Source organism: Protofrankia sp. BMG5.30, from assembly GCF_001983005.1.
Lineage (GTDB): Bacteria > Actinomycetota > Actinomycetes > Frankiales > Frankiaceae > Protofrankia > Protofrankia coriariae.
Genome location: NZ_MOME01000013.1, coordinates 51,028 through 73,183 on the forward strand (window position 1 = coordinate 51,028; position 22,156 = coordinate 73,183).

The 22,156-nt window shown below is 70.7% G+C and carries 19 protein-coding genes and 1 tRNA gene; 7 read left to right on the plus strand and 13 right to left on the minus strand.

Annotation, left to right across the window (positions count from 1 at the left end; genetic code table 11):
• Positions 1-38: 38 nt before the first annotated feature.
• The 10 genes from BL254_RS08270 to BL254_RS08315 form a co-directional block, all read right to left on the minus strand.
• Positions 39-695 carry an L-threonylcarbamoyladenylate synthase gene (locus BL254_RS08270; RefSeq protein WP_076842987.1) on the minus strand — a complete coding sequence of 219 codons (657 nt, stop codon included), beginning with the start codon at positions 693-695 and terminating at the stop codon, positions 39-41.
• Complete coding sequence (prmC, locus tag BL254_RS08275) at positions 692-1,774, minus strand: peptide chain release factor N(5)-glutamine methyltransferase (RefSeq protein WP_076842988.1); 1,083 nt, start codon at positions 1,772-1,774, stop codon at positions 692-694. The genes BL254_RS08270 and prmC overlap by 4 nt, the downstream gene beginning before the upstream one ends.
• Complete coding sequence (gene prfA / locus BL254_RS08280) at positions 1,771-2,841, minus strand: peptide chain release factor 1 (protein ID WP_076842989.1); 1,071 nt, start codon at positions 2,839-2,841, stop codon at positions 1,771-1,773. The genes prmC and prfA overlap by 4 nt, the downstream gene beginning before the upstream one ends.
• 226 nt (positions 2,842-3,067) lie before the next feature.
• Entirely contained in the window at positions 3,068-3,307 is a 240-nt protein-coding gene (rpmE, locus tag BL254_RS08285; protein ID WP_013875013.1) for a 50S ribosomal protein L31, read from the minus strand.
• Positions 3,308-3,484: 177 nt separating this feature from the next.
• Positions 3,485-5,797 carry a transcription termination factor Rho gene (gene rho / locus BL254_RS08290; protein WP_076842990.1) on the minus strand — a complete coding sequence of 771 codons (2,313 nt, stop codon included), beginning with the start codon at positions 5,795-5,797 and terminating at the stop codon, positions 3,485-3,487.
• 585 nt (positions 5,798-6,382) lie between these two features.
• On the minus strand, positions 6,383-7,666 hold the full coding sequence (locus BL254_RS28230) for a homoserine kinase (protein WP_076842991.1): 1,284 nt from the start codon (positions 7,664-7,666) through the stop codon (positions 6,383-6,385).
• Positions 7,579-8,715, minus strand: a complete 1,137-nt coding sequence (thrC, locus tag BL254_RS08300; protein WP_047221707.1) for a threonine synthase — start codon at positions 8,713-8,715, stop codon at positions 7,579-7,581. The genes BL254_RS28230 and thrC overlap by 88 nt, the downstream gene beginning before the upstream one ends.
• A gap of 101 nt (positions 8,716-8,816) precedes the next feature.
• On the minus strand, positions 8,817-10,100 hold the full coding sequence (locus tag BL254_RS08305) for a homoserine dehydrogenase (RefSeq protein ID WP_047221706.1): 1,284 nt from the start codon (positions 10,098-10,100) through the stop codon (positions 8,817-8,819).
• 217 nt (positions 10,101-10,317) lie between these two features.
• A complete protein-coding gene (locus BL254_RS08310; protein ID WP_047221625.1) occupies positions 10,318-11,352 on the minus strand; it encodes a DALR anticodon-binding domain-containing protein in 1,035 nt (344 codons plus the stop codon).
• 68 nt (positions 11,353-11,420) lie between these two features.
• Positions 11,421-11,813 (minus strand): response regulator transcription factor, encoded by a 393-nt coding sequence (locus BL254_RS08315; protein WP_076842992.1) that lies wholly within the window; start codon positions 11,811-11,813, stop codon positions 11,421-11,423.
• A 73-nt stretch (positions 11,814-11,886) separates the two neighbouring features.
• Between BL254_RS08315 and BL254_RS08320 the strand changes: the two genes are divergently transcribed.
• Positions 11,887-11,958: transfer RNA gene (locus BL254_RS08320), tRNA-Arg, on the plus strand.
• A gap of 452 nt (positions 11,959-12,410) precedes the next feature.
• Here the strand turns inward: BL254_RS08320 and BL254_RS08325 are convergent.
• The 3 genes from BL254_RS08325 to BL254_RS08335 all read right to left on the minus strand — a co-directional run bounded on the left by BL254_RS08325 (position 12,411) and on the right by BL254_RS08335 (position 14,033).
• On the minus strand, positions 12,411-12,707 hold the full coding sequence (locus tag BL254_RS08325; RefSeq protein WP_076842993.1) for a hypothetical protein: 297 nt from the start codon (positions 12,705-12,707) through the stop codon (positions 12,411-12,413).
• Entirely contained in the window at positions 12,698-13,156 is a 459-nt protein-coding gene (locus BL254_RS08330) for a hypothetical protein (protein ID WP_052914252.1), read from the minus strand. The genes BL254_RS08325 and BL254_RS08330 overlap by 10 nt, the downstream gene beginning before the upstream one ends.
• 382 nt (positions 13,157-13,538) lie before the next feature.
• The gene (locus tag BL254_RS08335; protein ID WP_047221622.1) at positions 13,539-14,033 is read right to left on the minus strand and encodes a GbsR/MarR family transcriptional regulator; all 495 of its coding nucleotides are present in this window, start codon (positions 14,031-14,033) and stop codon (positions 13,539-13,541) included.
• 56 nt (positions 14,034-14,089) lie between these two features.
• On the opposite strand from BL254_RS08335, the gene BL254_RS08340 reads away from it, so the two are divergent.
• The 6 genes from BL254_RS08340 (at position 14,090) to BL254_RS08365 (ending at position 22,037) form a co-directional block, all read left to right on the plus strand.
• Positions 14,090-14,989, plus strand: coding sequence for an ABC transporter ATP-binding protein (locus tag BL254_RS08340; protein ID WP_076842994.1), 900 nt, complete (start codon positions 14,090-14,092; stop codon positions 14,987-14,989).
• Complete coding sequence (locus BL254_RS08345; protein WP_254857913.1) at positions 14,982-16,649, plus strand: polyketide antibiotic transporter; 1,668 nt, start codon at positions 14,982-14,984, stop codon at positions 16,647-16,649. Before BL254_RS08340 ends, BL254_RS08345 begins: the two co-directional genes overlap by 8 nt.
• A gap of 477 nt (positions 16,650-17,126) precedes the next feature.
• A complete protein-coding gene (locus tag BL254_RS08350) occupies positions 17,127-18,095 on the plus strand; it encodes a DMT family transporter (RefSeq protein WP_076842996.1) in 969 nt (322 codons plus the stop codon).
• A 67-nt stretch (positions 18,096-18,162) separates the two neighbouring features.
• Positions 18,163-19,413 (plus strand): radical SAM protein, encoded by a 1,251-nt coding sequence (locus BL254_RS08355; RefSeq protein ID WP_076842997.1) that lies wholly within the window; start codon positions 18,163-18,165, stop codon positions 19,411-19,413.
• A 33-nt stretch (positions 19,414-19,446) separates the two neighbouring features.
• Positions 19,447-20,370 carry an agmatinase family protein gene (locus BL254_RS08360; RefSeq protein ID WP_047221620.1) on the plus strand — a complete coding sequence of 308 codons (924 nt, stop codon included), beginning with the start codon at positions 19,447-19,449 and terminating at the stop codon, positions 20,368-20,370.
• A gap of 620 nt (positions 20,371-20,990) precedes the next feature.
• Positions 20,991-22,037, plus strand: coding sequence for an MBL fold metallo-hydrolase (locus tag BL254_RS08365; protein WP_076842998.1), 1,047 nt, complete (start codon positions 20,991-20,993; stop codon positions 22,035-22,037).
• The last annotated feature ends 119 nt before the right edge of the window (positions 22,038-22,156 follow it).

The following is a 22,156-nucleotide window of genomic DNA, read 5'->3' on the forward strand; positions in this document are numbered from 1 at the left end:
AAGCTGCCTCTCCTGCTGCGTCAGTTCACTGTGCTGCGTCAGTTCACCGCGGCGGGTACCCGAAGTGATGGGACGATCGCGCGCAGCGCCGCCAGGTCGACGGCGCCGACCCGCAGAACCCGCGGGACGTCATCGGTGCAGTCGACGATCGTCGAGGCGACGCCGAGCGTGCAGGGCCCGCCGTCCAGGTACACCTCGACGGAGTCGCCGAGCTGGGCGAACGCGTCGTCGGCCGTGGTCGCCGGCGGCCGGCCGCTGATGTTGGCGCTGGACACCGCCATCGGGCCGGTCCGGCCGAGCAGTTCGATCGCCGCCGGGTGCAGCGGCATCCGTACCGCGACCGTGCCCCGGGCGTCGCCGAGATCCCAGCTCAGCGACGGCGCGTGCCGCACGATCAGGGTGAGCCCGCCCGGCCAGAACGCCCGCACCAGGTCACGGACCTGCTCGGTCACCCGCTCCACCAGGCCGTCAAGGGTGCGCCACGAACCGATCAGCACGGGTACGGGCATCTCCGGCCCACGGCCCTTGGCCGTCAGCAGGGCCCGGACCGCGACCTGGTCGAAGGCGTCGGCCCCGATGCCGTACAGCGTGTCGGTGGGTAACACCACCAGGCCACCGTGACGGACCGCGCGGGTGGCCGCCTCGAGCCCGGCCACCCGTACCTCGGAATCCGTGCAGTCGTAGCGTCTGCTCACCGCTCCTCCCCTGCTGCCCCTGCTGCCCCCCGGGCCAGGCCCGGCCCACCACGGGGCCGGCAGGTTGCCGTGACGAACCGGTCCCGTCCGGTCAGGTCCTGGTGGTCGTGGACATCATCCCAGCGACCGTGCGTCCGCAGCAGGGCAGGGGCCGCCGAGCCGTGCCGGTCGGCATGCTCGATCACCAGCCGGCCACCGTCACGGAGCAGGTCGGCCGCCACCGCCGCGACGGCGCGCACGCCGGCCAGGCCGTCCGGCCCGCCCCACAGGGCGGCCGGCGGGTCGTGATCGCCAACCTCCGGCTCGAGCGTGTCCCGTTCGTCGTCGCACAGATACGGCGGGTTGCTCACCACCAGGTCGACCCGGCCGAGCAGATCAGCCAGCACCTCGGTGGCGGCCATCACGCCCGCGGCGCCCGGCGTACCGCCGTGCCGGGACGCGGCGCCGCCGGACAGGTCGATCCCCACGTCGGCGTGGTGCACGGCTATCGCTCTTCCGGTGAGTACGACATTACGCTTCGCCCACAGCAGCGCGTCCGGGTCGCTGTCGACGGCGTACACCCGCGCCCCCGGCAGTTCGTCGGCGAGCGCGAGGGCGATCGCTCCGGAGCCGGTGCACAGGTCCACGCAGACCGGCCTGTCCCACCCGGCCGCGCGGACGGTGTCGATGGCCCAGCCGACCACCGTCTCGGTCTCCGGCCGGGGCACGAACACACCGGGGCCGACGGTCAGGGTGAGATAGCGGAACCCGACCGTGCCCACCAGGTGCTGCAGCGGCACCCTGGCGGCCCGGCGGGCCACCAGGCCGTGGAGGAGGTCCCGCTCGGCCGGGGTCATCGCGCCCGCCAGCGCCAGCCGCCAGCGGGGCTCGCCGGTGACATGGGCGGCAAGCTGCTCCGCGTCCGCCCGGGGGCTGGCCACCCCGGCCGCGGACAGCACGGCGGCCGCCGAGTCGATCTCGACCCGTAGGTCCGGGTCCGGCTCGGCGCCCGGGCGCCAACCCGGAGTGTGCTGGGAGTGCGCCGAGGGTGTCCGTACCCGTACGCCGGTCCGGTCCGGCCCGGCCGCGGCGGAGGTCACGTCGCCACCTCGACCGACAGCCTGGTCTGGAGGTCCGCCGCGATCAGCGCGTTGAGGACGTCGTCGAGCTCACCGTCGAGCACCTGGTCGAGGTTGTACGCCTTGTAACCGACCCTATGGTCACTGATCCGGTTCTCGGCGAAGTTGTAGGTACGGACGCGTTCGGAGCGGTCCACCGTGCGGACCTGGCTCGCCCGCGCCGCCGACGCCTCGGCCTGCGCCCGCTCGCGGGCCACCGACAGCAGCCGGGCCCGCAGGATGCGCAGGGCCGACTCCTTGTTCTGCAGCTGGCTCTTCTCGTTCTGGCAGGACACCACCAGCCCGCTGGGCAGGTGGGTGATCCGCACCGCCGAGTCCGTCGTGTTCACGCTCTGCCCACCGGGGCCGGAGGAGCGGTACACGTCTATCCGCAGGTCGTTGGGGTCGATGTCGACCTCGACCTCCGCCGCCTCGGGCAGCACCAGGACGCCGGCCGCCGAGGTGTGGATGCGGCCGGCCGACTCGGTGACCGGCACCCGCTGCACCCGGTGGACCCCGCCCTCGAAGCGCAGCCGCCCGAAGACCCCCCCGGAGGCACCTCGGCCGGCCTTCACCGCCACGCTCACGTCCCGGTAGCCGCCGAGGTCGCTGGGGTTCGCGTCGAGGATCTCGGTTCGCCAGCCGCGGCGTTCGGCGTAGCGCAGGTACATCCGCAGCAGGTCGCCGGCGAACAGGGCCGACTCCTCACCGCCGGCGCCCGCCTTGATCTCCAGGATCGCGTCCCGGGCGTCGTCCGGGTCGGTGGGTACCAGATGGGCGCGCAGTCTGTTACGGAGTGTCTCCTGTTCGGCCTCCAGTTCCGCGACCTCCGCGCGGAACGAGGTGTCCTCGGCGGCGAACTCGCGGGCCGTCGCCAGATCCGCGGCCACCCGGTCCAGCTCGCGGGCGGTCTCCACGGCCGGGGTCAGCTCCGCGTACCGGCGGCCGAGGCTGCGGGCCAGCGCCGGGTCGGCGTGCACCGACGGGTCGGCGAGCCGGCTCTCCAGCTCGGCGTGCTCGGTGAGCAGAGCGTCGAGCGGAGTGGTCATTTCGGGCGTCTCCTGGTCCTGGGACGTTCGATCAGCGGGCGGCGCCGGGCGTCACGAGCCGGACGGCGCTGTTCCCGGGTGCTCCCAACGTCGAACTGTAGGCCCGGCCGGGCCGAGCCGCAGCCGGGACGAGCCGCAGCCGGGACGAGTGCGCCCGTGCCGTCACCGGTACGGCACGGGCGCGTGCTGTCTGGCCGGCCGCGGCGTGTTGTCTGGCCGCGGCGTGCTATTTGGCCGTCGTGCCCGGCTTGTCACCGGGACGGCGGCGACCGAAACGCCGTTCGAACTTCTCGACCCGACCACCAACGTCAAGAATCTTCTGCTTGCCGGTGTAGAACGGGTGGCACTGCGAGCACACCTCTGCGTGGATCACAGCGTCCGACTTGGTGCTACGGGTAGTGAACGTGGAGCCACAGGTACAGACAACCGTGGTCTCGTGGTACGTCGGGTGAATGTCAGCCCTCATGATCCTTCTTCCCGAAATGGCCGCCGGGTCGCCCTGTCCCCTGAACGAGGGCGTGAACCGGTGCCGGGTGTCGACGCTCCAGTCTGCCAGAGCCGGGCGCGCCCTCGGGGCGGGCATCCCGCGGGGGTGTCGCGGGGACCCTGGGCGATCGGTCCMGGCTCGGCCCCCGTTCTGAGCTCAGTCCTGGCCCGGGGTGGTCTTCGCGATCTGCATCAGGAACTCGTAGTTCGTCCGCGTCTGCTTCAACCTGTCCAGCAGAAGATCCAACGCCTGCTGGGACTCCAGGGTGTGCAGGACCCGACGCAGCTTGTGCATGATCACCAGCTCGTCGGGCGCGAGGAGGATCTCCTCCCGACGGGTTCCGGAGGGGTTGACGTCGATCGCGGGGAAGACCCGCTTGTCAGCGATCTTACGGTCGAGCTTGAGCTCGGCGTTGCCGGTGCCCTTGAACTCCTCGAAGATCACTGTGTCCATCGTCGAGCCCGTCTCCACCAGCGCCGTGGCGATGATGGTCAACGAGCCGCCGTTCTCGATGTTCCTGGCGGCGCCGAGGAACCGCTTCGGCGGGTAGAGCGCGGTGGAGTCCACACCACCCGACAGGATCCGGCCGGACGCCGGCGCGGCCAGGTTGTACGCCCGACCGAGACGGGTGATCGAGTCGAGCAGGACGACGACGTCCTCACCCAGCTCCACCAGCCTCTTGGCCCGCTCGATGGACAGTTCGGCAACGCTGGTGTGGTCGGACGGCGGCCGGTCGAACGTCGAGGCGATCACCTMGCCCTTGACCGACCGCTGCATGTCGGTCACCTCTTCGGGACGTTCGTCGACGAGAACGACCATCAGGTGGCATTCCGGGTTGTTCGTGGTGATCGCGTTYGCGATGGCCTGGAGCACCATCGTCTTGCCTGCCTTGGGYGGGCTGACGATCAACGCGCGCTGGCCCTTGCCGAGCGGCATCACCAGGTCGATGACCCGGGTCGTCAGCAGCTGCGGCTCGGTCTCCAGGCGCAGCCGTTCCTGCGGGTAGAGCGGGGTGAGCTTGGTGAACTCGGGGCGRCTGCGCGCCTCCTCCGGCTCCAGGCCGTTGACCGTGTCCAGCCGGACCAGCGCGTTGTACTTGTCCCGCCGCTGCTCGCCCTCCTGCGGTGCCCGGACCACCCCGGTGATCGCGTCACCGCGGCGCAGACCGTGCCGGCGGACCTGGGCCAGGCTCACGTAGACGTCGGTCGGGCCGGTCAGGTAACCGCTGGTACGCACGAACGCGTAGTTGTCGAGGACGTCGAGGATGCCGGCGACCGGCACGAGCACGTCGTCCTCGCGGACCACCGGCTCCGACTCGGTGAAGCCGCCGCCCTGGCGGCCACGGTTACGGCCACGCTCCCGGAAGCGGCCCCGGTTACGCCGGTTCCCCCCGCTGAAGTCGTCGTCGCGGCCTGCCTCGCCCCGGTCGGGCTGAGCCCGCTCGGTCTGGCCACGGTCGGAAGAACCACGGTCGGACTGCCCCCGGTCGGACTGGCCGCGGTCGGACTGCCCCCGATCGGACTGGCCGCGATCGGAAGAACCACGGTCGGACTGGCTGCGATCGGACTGGCCGCGATCGGACTGGCTGCGGTCGGAAGAACCACGCCCCTGGCGGTCGTTCGCCGGGCGGTCGCCCTGCTGGCGCCCCTGACGCTCACTGGACGCGGGACGTTCAGTTGACGAACGGTCGCCATCGGGCTGCTGACGGTCACGTCTGTCCTCGCGGGCCCGGCCGTTGCCGTTCTCCGACGGGCGGGGAAGGCTGGCCGGTTCAGCCACCACTGTCTCCGCCGGCACGGCGGTCACAGGCGCATCCTTCACGCTGGGTAGTGATTTGGTGGGCACGCTGTCCGTCACGGCGGCGGGCGTGGCCGTAGCCGGTGCCACGACGGCTTCCAGCGTGCCGGCGGTCCGCGGGCTGTCGGCGCCGCTCGTCGCATCGGAGGCGGTCACGGCAGCGGGCTGGCCCTGTCCTGGGCCGGCCAGGGCGTCGGTCAGGGTCGCCTGCTCGGCCGGGGCGACGGACGGGCTGCCCGACCCGCGGGAGGCGGCCCGGCGGCTGCGGCCACGCGTGGGTGCCTCGGTCGGCGCGGTCGCGCTCGCGGCCGCTGCTGGCGCGCCGGTGACGCCGGTGGCCGGCGCGGTGTCGAGCGCCGACACGGCCGGCTCCGGCTGCGCGGCGGGAACAGCCGCGGCGGACGACGTCACGGCCGAGGCCTCGCCGCCGGCCGCGCTGTTGGGAGCCTGCACGTTCTGGATCGCCGCGATGAGCTGCCCCTTTCGCAGACGTCCCACGCCCTGGATACCCAACGAAGTCGCCATGGCCTGCAACTCCGGTAGCAGCATGGCCGAAAGGCCGGTGCCTGAGCGCCGGCGTCGCGTGGAGCCGGTGTCCACGGACGACGTCGGTGTCTGTGACCCCGCAGACTCACGTGCGCTGTCAGGCAGCACGTCGGTGGTGTCGCTCAAGATGTTCCTTCCCTGAAGGGACCGGCTTACGGGAGCCGGGTGATACTTGTTGACCTTCTTCGCCTGGGCATCCCACATGGAAACGATATTCAGCGCCGGTGGGCAGGCTAGAGCGCCCATGACGGCGCCAACGGCTGAGTACCGCGTGCGAACTCGTCTGTCCCGCTGAGGACTTGACCGGTGCTGGCCGAGGCTTCGATGACGAGGCTGAGGCACCAAGTCCGGTACCAGGTTCCGGCTACGAGGAGCCGGTGGCACCGGCGGGCGAGCACGCGCCGCGGCGGCAGCGGGTGCAGTCATCAGACTATCCAGACGCAGTCACCTGGGCAACATCCTTGCCGACGTATTGCTTCGGAGTCATCCGTTTCCCACCCGGGCCGGGGTCATTTCAGCCAGCGTGTCGTACTCGCGAGGAGCGTCCACCGGACTTACGGGACATGCCGGACAGGCGCACCGGGCGCGGAACGGACACGCCCGCGCCTACCGCCCGGGGAGCTGTGGAGGATTCCCCCCGCCGCGGCGGCACCGGTCGTGACGCCGCCCGCCGGCCAGGCACCGGCTGCGGTGGAGGCAGCGGCGGCGCCGTCAGCCGACGACGAGCTCGACCCGCGCCCCGTCTCGGTCGACGGGCAGGTCGAACACGCTGAAATCGCTGCCGGTGCAGGTCCGCGCGAGGGCGGCCTGGTCCTGGTCGACGGCCAGTGCCAGCACCGTCGGTCCGGAACCCGACAGGACGGCCGCCAGCCCCGCCGCCCGCAGCCGGGCGAGCAGATCGCTGGTCTCGGGCATGGACGGCAGCCGATAGGGCTGGTGCAGCCGGTCATCGACGGCCGCCAGCAACGCGTCCCGCCAGGACACAGCGCCCGGCCGGACGTGTTGATTCCCGACCTGCTTCCCGGTCTGGCTCCCGGTCTGGTTGCCGGCCGGCCTCCCCGTGGAGAAGCCGGCCAGCCGGTCGTCGACGAGGCCGGCGTAACCGTTCTGTCCACCGTTCTGCCCGTCGCCACGCCGACGGCCGTTCCCCGGGCCGGCAGCGGCGCGGTCGTTGTTCTCCGGCCCGGGCGTCCCCGGGGAGGCCACCGCGGCGGTACCGGCTCCGCCGGAGCGGGGCCGCGGGCCTCCCGACATCGCCATCGCCAGCAACGCGGCCCGCCCGGCGCTCATCGCCGCGTCCGCGTGGGGCACCCCCGCCGGCAGGGCCACCCGTGACTGTGCCGTCGACTGACGGCGGGTGGGCACGAACACGACCGGTCGCAGGTCCTCGGGAGGGTCGGTACGGGCCACCCGCGGCGGGCCGTCGCCGTCGTGCCAGGCGATGGTGAAACCGCCGTAGAGGGCGGCCGCGACGTTGTCCGGGTGCCCCTCGAGCCGGCAGGCGAGCGCGAAGACCTCCGGGATGTCCGGACGGCCGCCGCCCAGCGCGCTCGCCGCGAGCAGGCCGCCCACGATCGCCGCGGCCGACGAGCCCAGGCCACGGCCGTGCGGGATGCGGTTGACGCAGTTCAGCCGGATCCCGGCCGGGGTGGTGCCGGCCGCGGCGAAACCGGCCCGCAGGGCGCGGACGACCAGATGGGTCTCGTCACGGACGCCGTCGTCCTCACCGGTCACCTCGATCGACAGGCCGGCACCGGTGACGGTGACGGTGAGCTCGTCGTACAGGCCGAGCGCGAGGCCGCAGGCGTCGAAGCCCGGGCCGAGGTTGGCGCTGGTCGCCGGTACCCGCACCCGGGCCGCCTGGGCCGTCCGGGGCGCGGCCAGGAGCGGCGCGGCCGCCGGGCGGTTCACGACCCGTGCAGGTCGAGCGCCGTGGCCGCGGCCGCCACCGTCGCCGGTATGGTCACCGGCCTGGCCGCCCCGCTGATCGCCCACTCGGGGTCCTTCAGCCCGTTGCCCGTCACGGTGCACACCACCCGCTCGCCGGCCTCGACCCGGCCCGCGGCCCGGGCCTGCAACAGCCCGGCGACGCTCGCCGCGCTGGAGGGCTCGACGAAGACGCCCTCGCGGTGCGCGAGCAGCCGGTAGGCCGCGAGGATCTGCCGGTCGGTCACCGCGTCGATCCCGCCGCCGGAGTCGTCCCGGGCCCGCACGGCAAGGTCCCACGACGCGGGATTGCCGATTCGGATCGCGGTGGCGATCGTCTGCGGCCGGTCCACCACGCTGCCGCGCACGATGGGGGCGGCACCGGCCGCCTGGAAACCGTGCATGCGAGGCCGGCCGGCGCCGCTGCGCGCGTCCTCCTCGACGTAGCCGCGCCAGTAAGCTGTTATATTTCCCGCATTTCCGACAGGCAGGCAGTGGACGTCGGGAGCCGAGCCCAGATCTTCGACGATCTCGAAGGATGCGGTCTTCTGCCCCTCCAGGCGGAACGGGTTCACCGAGTTGACAAGGGTGACCGGGAAGGTGTCCGCGAGTTCGCGGGCGACCCGCAGGCAGTCGTCGAAGGAGCCGTCGAGCTGTAGCAGGCGAGCCCCGTGGACGAGGGCCTGCGCCAGCTTCCCCAGCGCGATCTTGCCGTTCGGCACCAGAACGGCGCAGGTCAGCCCGGCACGAGCGGCGTACGCGGCGGCGCTGGCACTGGTGTTGCCGGTGGACGCGCAGATCACCGCCTGGGAGCCCGCCTCGACCGCACGGCTGATGGCCATCGTCATCCCGCGGTCCTTGAACGAACCGGTCGGGTTGGCGCCCTCGATCTTGAGATGAACATCACAGCCGGTCAGGTCGGACAGGTGAGCCGCGGGCAGCAGCGGAGTCCCGCCCTCCCGGAGGGAGACCACCGGCGTGTCCGGGGAGACCGGAAGCCGGTCACGGTACTCCTCGATCACTCCCCGCCACACCCGTCGCGTCCCGGCGGCCGGGGGCGCCTCGGTGGCGTGCGCTCCCCCGGCGGCCCCTGCCTCCCCGGCCGCGAGTGCCGCCACGGCCGCTCGTGCCGTTGTCGGCGCCGTCGCGGCACGCGACTCGGTCGGCACCGTCCCTTCCGGGGATGTCGTCGGCGCTGTCGCCGCGCGCGATGTTGTCGTCACAGCTCACCTCCCTCGACCCGCATCACGCTCGCGACGGCGCGGACGACGTCCAGTTCCCGCAGCTCCTCGACGGTCGCGGCCAGGGCCGCGTCGGTGGCCGCATGCGTGATCAGGACCAGACTCGCATCGTCGCCGTGACCGTCCTGGCGGACGCTCTGGATGGACACGTCCTGGCGCGCGAACGCGGCGGCGACCGAGGCGAGCACCCCGGTCTTGTCCGTCACGTCCAGGTTGATGTGGTAGCGGGTCACGGTCGCGCCCATCGGCAGGACGGGCAGGGCCGCGTAGGCGGACTCCCCCGGGCCACGCCGGCCGGCCAGCCGGTTGCGCGCCACCGCGACCAGGTCACCGAGCACCGCGGACGCCGTGGGCGAGCCACCGGCCCCACGGCCGTAGAACATCAGCTGGCCGGCCGCCTCCGCCTCGACGAACACCGCGTTGAACGCGTCCCGGACCGCCGCCAGCGGATGCGCCCGCGGAATCATCGCCGGGTGCACACGCACGCTCACTCCGGGTGCCTCCACCGACCGTTCGGCGATGGCGAGCGCCTTCACCGTGCAGCCCATGGCGCGGGCGCTGGCGATGTCCGCGGCGGTGATGTCGCCGATGCCCTCCCGGTGGACGTCATCCAGGGTCACCCGGGTGTGGAACGCCAGCTGCGCGATGATCGCCGCTTTCGCGGCGGCGTCGAAGCCGTCGATGTCCGCRCTCGGATCGGCCTCGGCGTACCCGAGCGCGGTCGCCTCCTCAAGGGCCTCGGCGAAGCCGGCACCGGTCTCGTCCATCCGGGTGAGGATGTAGTTGGTGGTGCCGTTGACGATGCCGAGCACCCGGCGGACCCGGTCACCGGCGAGGCTCTCCCGCAGCGGGCGCAGCAACGGGATCGCGCCGGCGACCGCCGCCTCGTAGTAGAGGTCCACACCGTGCGCGGCGGCGGCGTCGTACAGGGCCGCGCCGTGGGTGGCCAGCAGCGCCTTGTTCGCCGTCACCACCGACTTTCCCGCGCGCAGCGCGGCGAGCAGCCAGCCGCGGGCCGGTTCGATGCCGCCGACCACCTCCACGACGATGTCGATGTCGTCCCGGGTCGCCAGCGCCGCCGCGTCCCCGGTGAAAACCGCCGGATCGACCGGGAGGTCGCGCGCGATGGACGGGCGGCGGACGGCCACGCCGGCCAGTTCCAGCGGCGCGCCCACCCGGGCTGCGAGATCCTCGGCATGGGTGTGCAGCAGCCGGACGACGTCGCTGCCGACCACACCACACCCCAGCAGCGCAATTCTCATCATCGCCGGTTCCTCATCGCGGATTCCTCACCGGATTTCTCACCATGGCCTGCCCCACCATGACCATGCCCACCATGCGTCGCTCCCGTCGGGAGCGTCGGTGCCGGCCGCGCCGACGTGGGGACGAGGCACCTCGTGGCGCCGACGGACGCGCTGGCGCAGCCGCCGGTGAGCGCCGGCTGGCGGACGGGTGAACGGGCCTGGTCACGCACGACAGTCACATCCTCGTCGGAGCCGACACGCCCAGCAGGTGGAGACCCCCGGCAAGCACGATCCTGGTCGCGTCGGCGAGCAGCAGCCGCGCCCCGGTGAGCGCCCCTGCCGCGTCGCCTCCACGGGGCAGCACCTCGCACACCCCGTGGAAACGATGGTAGGTATCGGCAAGCTCTTCGAGGTAACGCGCGACCCGGTACAGTGCCCACGGCTCAGCCGCAGCCGCGACGGCCCTCGGCAGATCACCCAGCGCCCGCAACAGATCGCCCTCACACGGATGGGTCAGCAGGGACACGTCCGCGCCCTCGACATCCACCCCCAGCCCCAACTGCCCGGCATTACGCAGCAGCAGACAAATCCGAGCATGAGCGTACTGGACGCGGAAAACCGGATTGCCGTTGGCCTGTCTGGTAATGACATCGAGGTCGATGAGGTCGATATCGCGCGCGCCGGCGCTGCCCGGTGGGAGGCGGGCAAGCGAATAACGGGCCGCATCCGTCCCGACCGTGCTCACCAGATCGGCCAGGCCAGCCAGGCCAGTGTCAGCCAGGTCGGTCAGGTCGGCCGTCAAACCGGTTACGGCGCGCACGCCGCCAGCGTGATCGTCGCCGTCAGGGCGGCCAGTGTGATCATTGTCGCCATCCGGCCACGGGCGACCGGGCGTGACACCGTGAGCCGTGACACCGCGGGCCGCGGTGTCACGGACATAGCCGTCGCCCGCCCGCACGATCGTCCGGGCGATCTCTCCGAGGGCGTCACTCGCCAGCCGGATGTTCAGGAAGCCGCCGGCGGTGACATCGACGCCGGACACCGCCTGATCCAGCCGGAGCCGGGCCGCGACCGCTTCCGCGATCTCCCGCGGTGGCCGCCGCGCCGGYCGGGCGAGCCGGAGGGCGATCGGGGTGGCGTAGTCACCATGGCCGGCGACCCTGGGGCGTTCGACCGGCACCATCGCGGGTACCTCCACGTCGAGCTCATCGTCGGCGACAAGATCGCAGACGATGGCCCGGAGGGTTTCCGCGAGATCGGCCGGGGTCATGGCGTGATGCTATCGGCGCGCAACGGCCCCGGCCGGGCTACCGAACCTCGGACAGGCCGGCCGTGGCCTCAGACCGGCTGGTCACGGCCGGCGGCGAGCCGGCGCACGACCCCGATCAGCTCGTCCGGGTCGAAGGGCTTGGTGAGGTAGTAGTCCACCCCGAGCCGTTCCCCACGCCTGAGATCGGCGGCCTGGGCGCGCGCGGACAACAGGACCACCGCGATGTCCGCCGTGGCGGGATCCTCGCGCAGGCGGGCGACCACGTCCCAGCCGTCCAGATGCGGCATCATGACGTCCAATGTGATCACATGCGGCGCGACAGCCCGGACCCGCTCCAGACAGTCGAAGCCGTCGACCGCGGTGTACACCTCGAAGCCCTCCAGCTCGAGGTTGACCACCACAAGCTSACGGATCACCGCGTCGTCGTCGACGACGAGGACGCGCGGGGCTTCGCAGTACACATCCGGAGCTTACGGCCACCTGGCCGGATGACCACCCCCACGGGCCTGGTACGGTAAGACCCGTCGTCCTGGAGCCCCCGTAGCTCAGGGGATAGAGCACTGCCCTCCGGAGGCAGGTGCGCAGGTTCGAATCCTGCCGGGGGCACACAGTGTAGCGTTTTAGTTATAGAGAGTTCATAAATTGAGCGCTTCTCACTCACACCAGCTATTTTGGGGCATAGGTCGACTACCCTTCGCTGGTTCTGAGTCCGATTCAGTCACCCAAGTCAGGCAAAGAGTCCTCGTCGGGTTGCGCAGGTTCGAACCCGGGTTTTTTCGGTTCCCGGCGGGTCGCCCCCTCCAGCGGGTACGGCACCCGCCTCGCCAGCGGCTCCGTCGGGCGGGCCGGCCCCTTCTCCGCCCGCCTGTTCCCCCGCACCCGCGGACCKGGCCTGATCCTCGACGCCCACGCTGTTGGGCCGGATATTTGCCGTGGCGGACGAAGTACCACTGGTAGGGCTGGCATTCCGGCCTGGAGGAACTCGAAGAACGCGAGCGGTTCAGCCAGCCGCGTGCCGGCCGAACTGGCGGCCCCGACCGCGTCGATACCGGCCCGGTTCAGGCAGGTCGACCAACCAGGGAGGCGATGAGTGTGGCCAGCCGGGCCGGCGGAACATCGCCCCCGGAGAGGGGACGCCGGGTGCGTCGGGCCAGTTCGTGTAGGTGCACAACGGCATCACGGCGCGAGGCGGTCCCGGGCACGGGGAAGGCGGTCAGGAGCAGCGAGGCCATCTGCCCGCCGATAATGCGCACGTTCTGGTCGGCGGTGATCGTAGCGATCTCCGCCAGCGCCCGTAGTGACAGMTCGTCGGCGTACGCGGTGGCGACGAGTTCGACGCGACGCCTTATGTCCACAGAGGCTCTCGTAGTGCCCGCGCTCGAAGCTGATCGATGGCCGAGCCGATGTCTCCGCCGGGCGACCGGTGTAGATCCCAGGCTGTGATCAGTGGGTCGGCGTACCGGCGTTGGGCTCTGCTGCTCGTGCAGTCTCCTGTGGATGGCCAGTCGCGGGACATGATCATGATGGTCGGGTCCCGGGGCGTGCGCAACTCGACCGTCGCGTCCGCGGACCGTACGGTCGCGAAGCCGTGCTCCTCCAGGGGAGGCTGGCTGATGACGTAGGCGACGGCGTGACTCGGCCGTCGCCACGGGGCGTAGAAGTCGGCGGCGAAGTCCCCGGACACAGCTGGCGCGACGTCGCCCCGCTCGGGCGCGACACGTTCGATACTGCCGAGCTGGGCCGCGATGTCTCCGGTCGCTGCCCAGTACGTGGTCAGGCCGCGCGGTCCCGGATAGTCCGTCATGAACCGGTCCCAGCACGCGACCCGGTCGACGGCCCGCCAGCCCGCCGGTGCGTGCTCGACCAGCTCGCCGAGGAGCCGGCACCTTCGGTGTCAGCCAATGGGCAGGTCAACCGCTATGACCAGCCGCCCACTGGGTGGTGCGGGAGCTGACCGGCTCGTTCAGCGCCCGTCGCGGGCCCTACCAGGTGCTTGTACCAGATCGACGACGACACCAAACGGTCATCCTGCTGCGCGCCGGGCACCGGGCCGATCTCTACCGCCCCGGCGGCGGGGAGCGCACCCACCGGCGGAAGCGCTGGTCAGGGGCACCCCGGGCAGTGGATCCATCGCCCAGCCCGCCAGGAACCAAACACCGCCTCTGCCACCGCCCGGATGCCGCTTTCTAGCTTGGGCGGGCCTGTTGGCGGCGCCAGCGGACCAGCAGGGCTGGCATTTCGGCCTGCAGGAACTCGAAGAAGGCGAGCGATTCGGCCAGCCGCGTGCCGGCCGGGCTGGCGGCTCCGACCGCGTCGATACCGGCCCGGGTGGTGACGACCCACCGGTCGAGCACCTGCTCGCGGCGGGCGACCATCTCGTACCAGCTGTCGTTCTCGAAGACGTACTGCTCCCGGCGGGAGCCCGGCTGGCGCTCGCGGCGCAGGATGCCCAGACCGGTCAGATAGCGCACGGCCGCGGAGACGGCGGCCCGGCTGATCCGCAGCTGGTCGACGAGTTCCTCGGCGGTGAGCCGGGCGTCGTCGGTGGCCAGCAACGCCGCGAACACGAGCGCGGGCATCCGCGGCATGCCGGCGTCCACGAGCGCTCCGGCGAAGCGTTCGACGAACCGCTCCACCGCTCGCGGATCCCGCTCCGGCCGGCGTCCTTCAGCTGTCTTCACTTCACTGCCTTCACTATGTTCACGAAATCGTGAAAGTTCTGTAGCATGTAAAGATCATGTATACAATCTACACCGAGGGCCTGACCAAGCACTACGGCGACACCGTCGCCCTCGACCGGCTCGACCTGGCGATCGCGCCCGGTGAGGCATACGGCTACCTCGGCCCTAACGGCGCCGGCAAGACCACGACGATCCGGCTGCTGCTCGGGCTGCACCGCCCGACGGCCGRCCGGGCCCGCCTGTTCGGGATCGACGCCTGGGCGGATCCGGTCGCCGCGCACCGGCGGGTGGCCTACGTCGCAGGCGAACCGGCGCTGTGGCCGTCACTGACCGGGGCGGAAACACTGGAGTTTCTGGCTCACCTGCACGGTGGGGTGGACGTGGCCTACCGCGACGAACTGGTCAGCCGCTTCGATCTCGACCCGCGCAAGAAAGTACGTGCGCTGTCAAAGGGCAACCGGCAGAAGGTCCAGTTGATCGCGGCCCTGGCCACCCGCGCCGATCTGCTCATCTTCGACGAGCCGACCAGCGGCCTGGACCCGCTGATGGAGGTGGAGTTCCGCCACTGCGCCGAGGAGGCCAGGTCACGCGGCCAGACGATCCTGCTCTCCTCGCACATCCTCAGCGAGGTCGAGGCCCTCTGCGACCGGGTCGGCATCCTGCGCCGCGGCCGGCTGGTCGACGAAGGCACCCTGGCCCAGCTGCGGCACCTGCACGCCCAGACCGTCGAGGTCACCTTCACCGGCCCGGCGCCCCAACTGCCGCCGYTGCCCGGTGTGCAGGTGCAGCCGGTCGGCCCGAGCGGCCTGCGGTTGCGGACCACCGGGGGTGTGGGCCCGGTCATCGCGGCGCTCGCCGGGCACCCGGTCGCGACCCTGACCAGCCAGGAGCCCTCCCTGGAGGAGATCTTCCTGCACCACTATGCCGAGCCGGCCCGGGGCAGGATCGATGACTGACCCCACCGTGACGGCCCCGCCGGCCGTGCCGACGGCACCCCGCTCCCGGCCCGGAGCCGGACACGGACGCGGTGGTGGCGTGATGGTCCCGCTGGTCGGGCGGGCCCTACGTGACGCCCGGACCCGCACCGTCGTGTTCGCCTACCTCTTCGCCGTCTACTCCTACGTCCAACCGGTCGGATACCGGCACACCTATCCCGAGGCCGCCGACCGGCTGGCGTTCGCCCGCGGCTTCGCCGACAACACCGGCCTGCGGCTGCTCTACGGGCAGCCCCACCAGATCCAGACCGTCGCCGGCTACGCCGCCTGGCGGGTCGGCGGCGTGCTCGCGATCGCCGCCGCCGTGTTCGGGCTGCTCGCCGCCGTGCGGGCGACGCGCGCCGAGGAGGACAGCGGCCGAACCGACCTCCTGCTCGCCGGCCCGGTCTCCCGCCGCATTCTGCACACCGCCGCCTACACGGCGATCGCCGCCGGTGTCGGGGCGCTGTGGCTCGCGGAGTTCGCCGGCCTTGTCGTCGCAGGGCTCCCCGTCGCCGGCTCGGCCTGCCTGGCCACAGCGGCCGCGTCGGTCGCGGTGACCTGCGCCGGTATCGGCGCGCTGGCCGGCCAGCTCGCTGCGTCCCGGCGCGCCGCGCTTGCCTTCGGCGGCGCCGTGACCGGCGTGCTGCTGCTCCTGCGCGTCCTCGCCGACACCGTCGCCGGGCTCGGCTGGCTGCGCTGGCTGACCCCGCTGGGGTGGGCCGAGCAGCTGCGTCCCCTCACCGGGGCCCGGCCGCTGGTCCTGCTCCTGCCGGTGGTCGTCACTGGCGTGCTGCTGGCCGTGGCGACCCGCCTGGCCCGCGGACGCGACATCGGCGCCGGGCTGCTGCCCAGCCGCGACAGCGCCGACCCCTGGCCGCACCTGCTGCGGTCGACCACGTCGCAGGCGCTGCGCGGCCAGGGCGGCGTCCTCACCGCGTGGCTGGGCACGGTAGCGATCTTCATGTTCGTCCTCGGCACGGTCTCGCACAGCATCTCCAGCGCCGACGTGCCGCAGAACGTGCAGCGCGAGATCGCCAAACTGGGCTCCGGGTCGATCCTCACGCCCACCGGCTACCTCGCGTTCCTGTTCCTGTTCGTCACCCTGGCGGTCAGCCTGTTCGCCTGCGTCCAGATCGGCGTCCTGCGTCAGGACGAGGCACAGCATCTGGAAACCCTGCTCGCGCAGCCGGTCTCCCGCGGGGGCTGGCTCGCCGGACGGTTCGTACCCGCCGGCGTTGCCGCCACCGCCATCGCCCTGACCGCCGGCCTGGCCGCCTGGGCCGGCGCCACCGCCTCCGGTGTGCGCGTCGCGCTGTCGAGCCTGCTCGAAGCCGGTGCCAACACCCTTCCCACCGCCGGCCTGTTTCTCGGCCTCGGCGCCCTTGGCTACGCGCTCGTGCCCCGGGCCGCCAGCGGCATCGCCTATGGTCTGGTCGCGGTCACCTTCCTCTGGCAGCTCGTCGGCTCTCTGCTCAGCCCACCGCGGTGGCTGCTCGACCTCACTCCCTTCGCCCACGTCGGCCTCGTGCCGGCCCAGCCGTTCCGGCCGGTCGCGGCAGCCGTCATGGTCGGCATCGGGCTGCTCGCCGGCCTCGGCGCGCTCGCCTCGTTTCTGCGCCGTGACCTGACCACTACGTAGGAAGCGCGGGGACAGCGGCGCGAGGGATCCGGGAGGGATGCGGGAGGCCCCGCCTGGGCGGCGCGGGACGCCGTCCGCGCTGCCCGCCCCAGCCGCGGTGTCGGCCCCGCGCCAGCCTGTACCGGGCGCGTACACGCACGTCCGGCCGCGTTCGCCCCTGCGCTGTTCCCGCTCCGGTCCCGTGTCGGTCTTATGCCAGTCTTATGGCGTCCTTGCGTCGAGCGTCCACCGCCGGTCAGGTACTTTCCTGTGGAGGCCRCACCCACCCGGAGATCTCTTCAAGATCACCTGGAAAGTATCGGAAAWTTTGCGCCAGCCAGCGTCAAGCACGTTCCCGCGGACAGGTCGAACCATTCTTGCCGACATCACCTGGCAAGATCATGATTAGGGTTCCTTGACCCGAACACAGCCCTGCGCCTAACCTGTTACGCACTGTCGTTCCCCTCGCATTATCTGATGATGAGGAGACGCCCAGGCATGACACGTGCGGGCGTGGAGAAATCGCAGCGGACACTGTCGGGTTATCTGTGCATATCCGCGGCGTCGGCGCTCTTCGGGCTCGCAGGAGCGGTCGCGAAGGTGCTGTTCAACGACGATGTGTCCGCGGTTTCGCTGACCGCCCTGCGCTCTTTCTGCGCGGCCGTCGTACTCGTCCCGGTCATCGTGTTCGCGCGCGCCAGAATCCTCCCGGTGAACCGGGCCCAGCTCGGGCATCTCGGCATCATGACGGCCCTGTTGATCATAGTGAACCTGACGTTCTACGTCGCCATCAGCAGGACCGATGTGGMCGTCGCCATCATGCTCGAGTACACGGCACCGGTCTTCGTCATCCTGATCGGGCTGGGCCGGGGCACCCATCTGCTCAACCGGGCGAGCTTCACCGTGCTCGGTATGAGCGTCCTCGGCTGCTATCTGCTCACGGGCGCGTACGACGCCGACATCTTCCGGGCCAACCGGTTGGGGCTCACGGCCGGGCTGCTGTGCGGGCTCGCCTTCGCCCTTTACAACATGGCCGGCAACCGGGCACGACGGCTCGACCTTGAGACGACGACCGTCACTTTTCACACCTTCGTGATGTCGGCGGTCGGCTGGCTCGTACTCGTCCCCGTCCTCCCGCTCGACCGGATCGACTATCGACCGTCCACCGTTGCCTACATCCTCTTTATCGGGGTCTTCGCCACGGTCGTGCCGTACTGGCTGCTGTTGCGCGGCCTGCGACAGGTGGACGCGTTCCCGGCGACGGTCATCGGCATGCTCGATCCCGTCGTCGCGGGGCTCGCCGCGTATCTGCTCGTCGACGAACGACTTGCGCTCCCCCAGCTCGCCGGTATCGCACTGCTCCTGGTCGCCCTCGTCCACATGCACCGCAACGAGCGTTTCCTGCTTCGGGAACGTCCCGGCGAACCGGCGGGAACCGGGCAACGGGAAGAGGCCGTCGTGAACTGACCGACGGACCGGGCGTCAACCGTCCTGGTGCCGCGCCGGATCCACCGGGGAAAGGGTGTGAGAACCCATGGGCAAGAGCATCACCGTGGCCGATCGGAAGAACCTGCCGCACATCGTCGCGGCCCGCCAGCGAATCGAGAATCTCTGGGCCAGGGGCACCGACTACTGCGAAAGCACGGTAGCCGAGGCACAGGCGCACGCACGCATGCTGCACCTGGACATGGACTTCACCGGCGAGTGCCAGCTCAAGTGCTTCTACTGCGACCGCACCCCGGACCGCTACAGCGACGTGCCGAACCGCACCGAGCTGACGACCGAACAGCGCAAGGACATCATCCGCCAGGCCAGAGAACTCGGAGCCACCACCATCGAGTTCCCCGGGGCGGGCGAACCGATGATCGATCCCGGTTTCTGGGAGGTCCTGGAGTACATCCACGACAACGACATGATCCCGGTCGTCTTCACCAGCGGCTGGCATCTCAACGAGCTGACGATCGACCGGCTGTACCGRCTCGGCGCAACCATCTTCATCAAGCACAACTCCGACGACCCACGGGTGCAGGACAAGATGGTCGGCGTCAAGGGCTACGGCAGGGTCGCCACCAGGGCGCTACACCTGCTCGTCGAACGGGGATTCGCCTCGACGATACCCACCCGCATGGCCATCGACATGGTCGTGACCCCGCATTTCCAGGACATGGAGGAGATCGGCACGATCTTCCGCTGGTGCCGCGACAACAACGTGCACAACTACATCATGACCCTCATTCCCGAGGGTATGGCCGACCACCGGCAGGTTCTCTTCGAGAAGCGGCGGGCCGACGAGCTCATCGAGTTCATGGCCCGGATCGACCGCGAGGAATACGGCCTGGAATACGTTCCCAGCCGGCCCATGGGGGGCGGCTACCGGTGCCGCCAGGTCAACGTGGGCCTGTTCGTGAACCTCTTCGGCGAGGTGTACGACTGCAACGGCCTCGGCCGCCTGCTGGGCCATCTGCGCCGCGACAGCCTGGCCGACATCTGGCAGTCGACCTATGCCCGGCGCGTGCGCCAGCCCGACCAGAACGGCTTCTGCCTGCTGCGCGAACGCCAGTGGCAGGGCGTCGATCTCGGGCCGATGGACCGCAAGACCGAGCAGTACCTGCACTGGCGTAACCGGCACGAAGCCGACCCGGTGATGGAGAACGCGCTGGACGAGATCTCACAGGTCGAGATCCACCGGCGGGGTGCCCGCAGCCGGGCGGTCGACGTGGAAATCCTGCCGGCGGGCGCCCGCCCCGCCGACACGCTGCCCGCGCAGGCGCCCGCGAAGCCGTAGGCGAGAAGATACCGGCGAGAGGAAGAACGCACGATGCACACGAAGGTCGTCGACGACCCGACAATACGCTGGGTCGCCGACAGCTGGGTCGACCAGACCACGCCGGACGACACCGTCTTCTCGTTCCTGCGGATCCCGTTCGACTACGCGGTGAGCCATCGGCCGGGAACCCGTTTCGGACCCGAGGGCATTCTGACCGCGTTCAACGGGTTCTCCCTCTACTGCACCGACAAAAGAGTCTCGCTGGACCACGTCCGACTGGTCGACCTCGGCCGGGTCGACGTCGTCCACTCGCTGCCGGAAACCTACGCGAACATCACCGAAGCCGTGGCCAGAATTCCCCCGGAACAGCATCCTGTCTTTCTCGGCGGTGACCACTCGATCGCCGATCCGATTTTCCGCGGTCTGCTCCGGCGGAACCCGGGCCGGCGATTCGGACTGATCGTTTTCGACGCCCATTTCGACGCCCGCCCGCCGATCCCCGGGAAGGAACACTCGGGCCACTGGATGAAGACCCTGGAAGACGTCATCGACTACTCGGTGACCGCCCAGCTCGGCATCAGCGCCCCCATATACTCCGAGTACTACATGCGTTCCGCGGAGGAGCAGGGGGTGCTCGTCCGCACGCCCTACGAGATCCGTCGGCGTGGCTGGCGGGAGACCCTGGAAGAAGCGATCAGCCATGTGTCCCGGGACACCGACGGCGTATACATCTCCGTCGACATCGACTGCCTGGACCAGGCGTTCGCACCCGGCACCAGCGTCCCGAACGGCAGCGGTCTGCTCACCCACGAGGTGGCGGACGCCGTCTTCGAGATCAGCGGSGCCGTCCCCGTGGTGGGCATCGACATCAACGAGGTGAGTCCCCCGCTGGACCGCCTCGACCAGACCTCCCAGCTCGCGGCCCATCTGCTCCTCAACCACATGGCCGGTGTCGTCGCCGGCAAGTGGGCCTGACCGGATCCACGCCCCGTCACCCGCGTCCCCCACCCACAGCCCGCCCCCGACCGGCCCGCCGTCGTGGTGACGGGCCGGTTGCCTGGCCGCCACGGCCCGGCCGCCCAGAGCCCGCCCCCGGCCGCGCGCCGGTCGGGGGCGGGCTCTGGCGTTCCGACGTCGAACCCGACGCGCGGACAGCTGTCTGTCACCGCTCCGGCTGCCCGATACCCGCGTTGGCCGGTAGCCGCCATCTGTAGGTGGAAACCGCTGCCATCGCGACGCTTTCCACCTACGGCTTCCGCGCCTGTAGGTGGAAAGCGCTGTCATCACGACGGAATCCACCTACGGCGGAGGCTGAGAGCAGCGTGGCCGGCGGCGGACACCGACGGCGGACACTGGCGGCGGCTCGATCCGGCCGGGAGTGTCGCGGGCATGTCCGTCGTCGACAACGAACCGGCCACCAGGCGGGGCATCACGGCCTATTCGCGTCATGGGTCATTCGCGTGCTGCCGGCGGAACTGGCGCGATTGGGAGGCAGGTGACCGATCAGCACAGTAAAATTGTATTAATTCTAATTATATTTAAACAGATCGAAAACGCCGCGACCACCAGCTGAAGAACCCATCAAGGAGACGTGCGTGCCACCGCCGCCGAACGAACAACCCGACGACTGGACGGAGCCCGGCGCACATCCCGTGGCGGCCGGGGTCTACCGCATCCCGCTCCCGCTGCCGTACAGCGGTCTGCGCGCGGTGAACGTCTACGTCGTGCCGGACGTCGACGGCCTGGTCGTGGTGGACTCCGGGTGGGCCATGCCGTCCACCGAATCCGCGCTGGCCACCGCTCTGAGCACGCTCGGCTACCAGCTTGACAACGTCTCCCGTGTGGTGGTGACCCACGCGCACCACGACCACTACACCCAGGCCCTTGCCCTGCGCGCGCGGTTCGGGACGAAGGTCAGCATCGGCTGGGGGGAGCGCCACTCKATACTCGCCGGTGAGAAATCCGAGGTCCTCACCCGCCCRCAGATCGCGATGCTGCTGCGCTGCGGTGCCCCCGAGCTGGCCGAGCGCTACGCCCGATACCTGGTGCACGAGACGGACCACTCGCRGAACGCGCCGTGGGGTCCCCCCGACAGCTGGCTCGACGACGGCGATGTCGTCGGCCTGGCGGAGCRCAAGCTCGACGTCCTCGCCACCCCGGGGCACACCCGCGGCCATGTGGTGCTTCGTGACAACACCAACGGCCTGCTGTTCGCCGGCGACCACGTGTTACCGCACATCACCCCGTCGCTGGGGTTCGAGTGGGCGCCCGAACCGTCGCCGCTGCGCAGCTTCCTGCAGTCGCTGCGGCTGATGGGCGGTCTGCCCGACACCCTGCTACTGCCTGCGCACGGCCCGGTCACCACCAGCGTGCACCGGCGGGTCGAGGAGCTGCTGGCCCATCACGAGGCCCGTCTGGACACCGCCGCCCGCAATGTTCGCGCGGGTGCCGAAACGGCGTTCCAGGTCGCGGCGGCGATGCGCTGGACCCGCCGGGAACGCCGACTGGACGAACTCGACACGACCAGTCAGACGCTGGCCGTCCTCGAGATCGAGGCGCACCTCGACCTGCTGGTGGAGCACGACCAACTGGTCGCGGCCACCACCGGGGACGGCGTTGTGCGCTACGCCACGCGAAACTGAGCTCCCCGCAACCGGGGATCCGGTACTGGACGACGGCTACCAACAGACGCGGTGACCAGGCACGATGGCCGGCGGCGGAGGAACGGGCCCATCATGACATATCATCCTAAAAATAGATC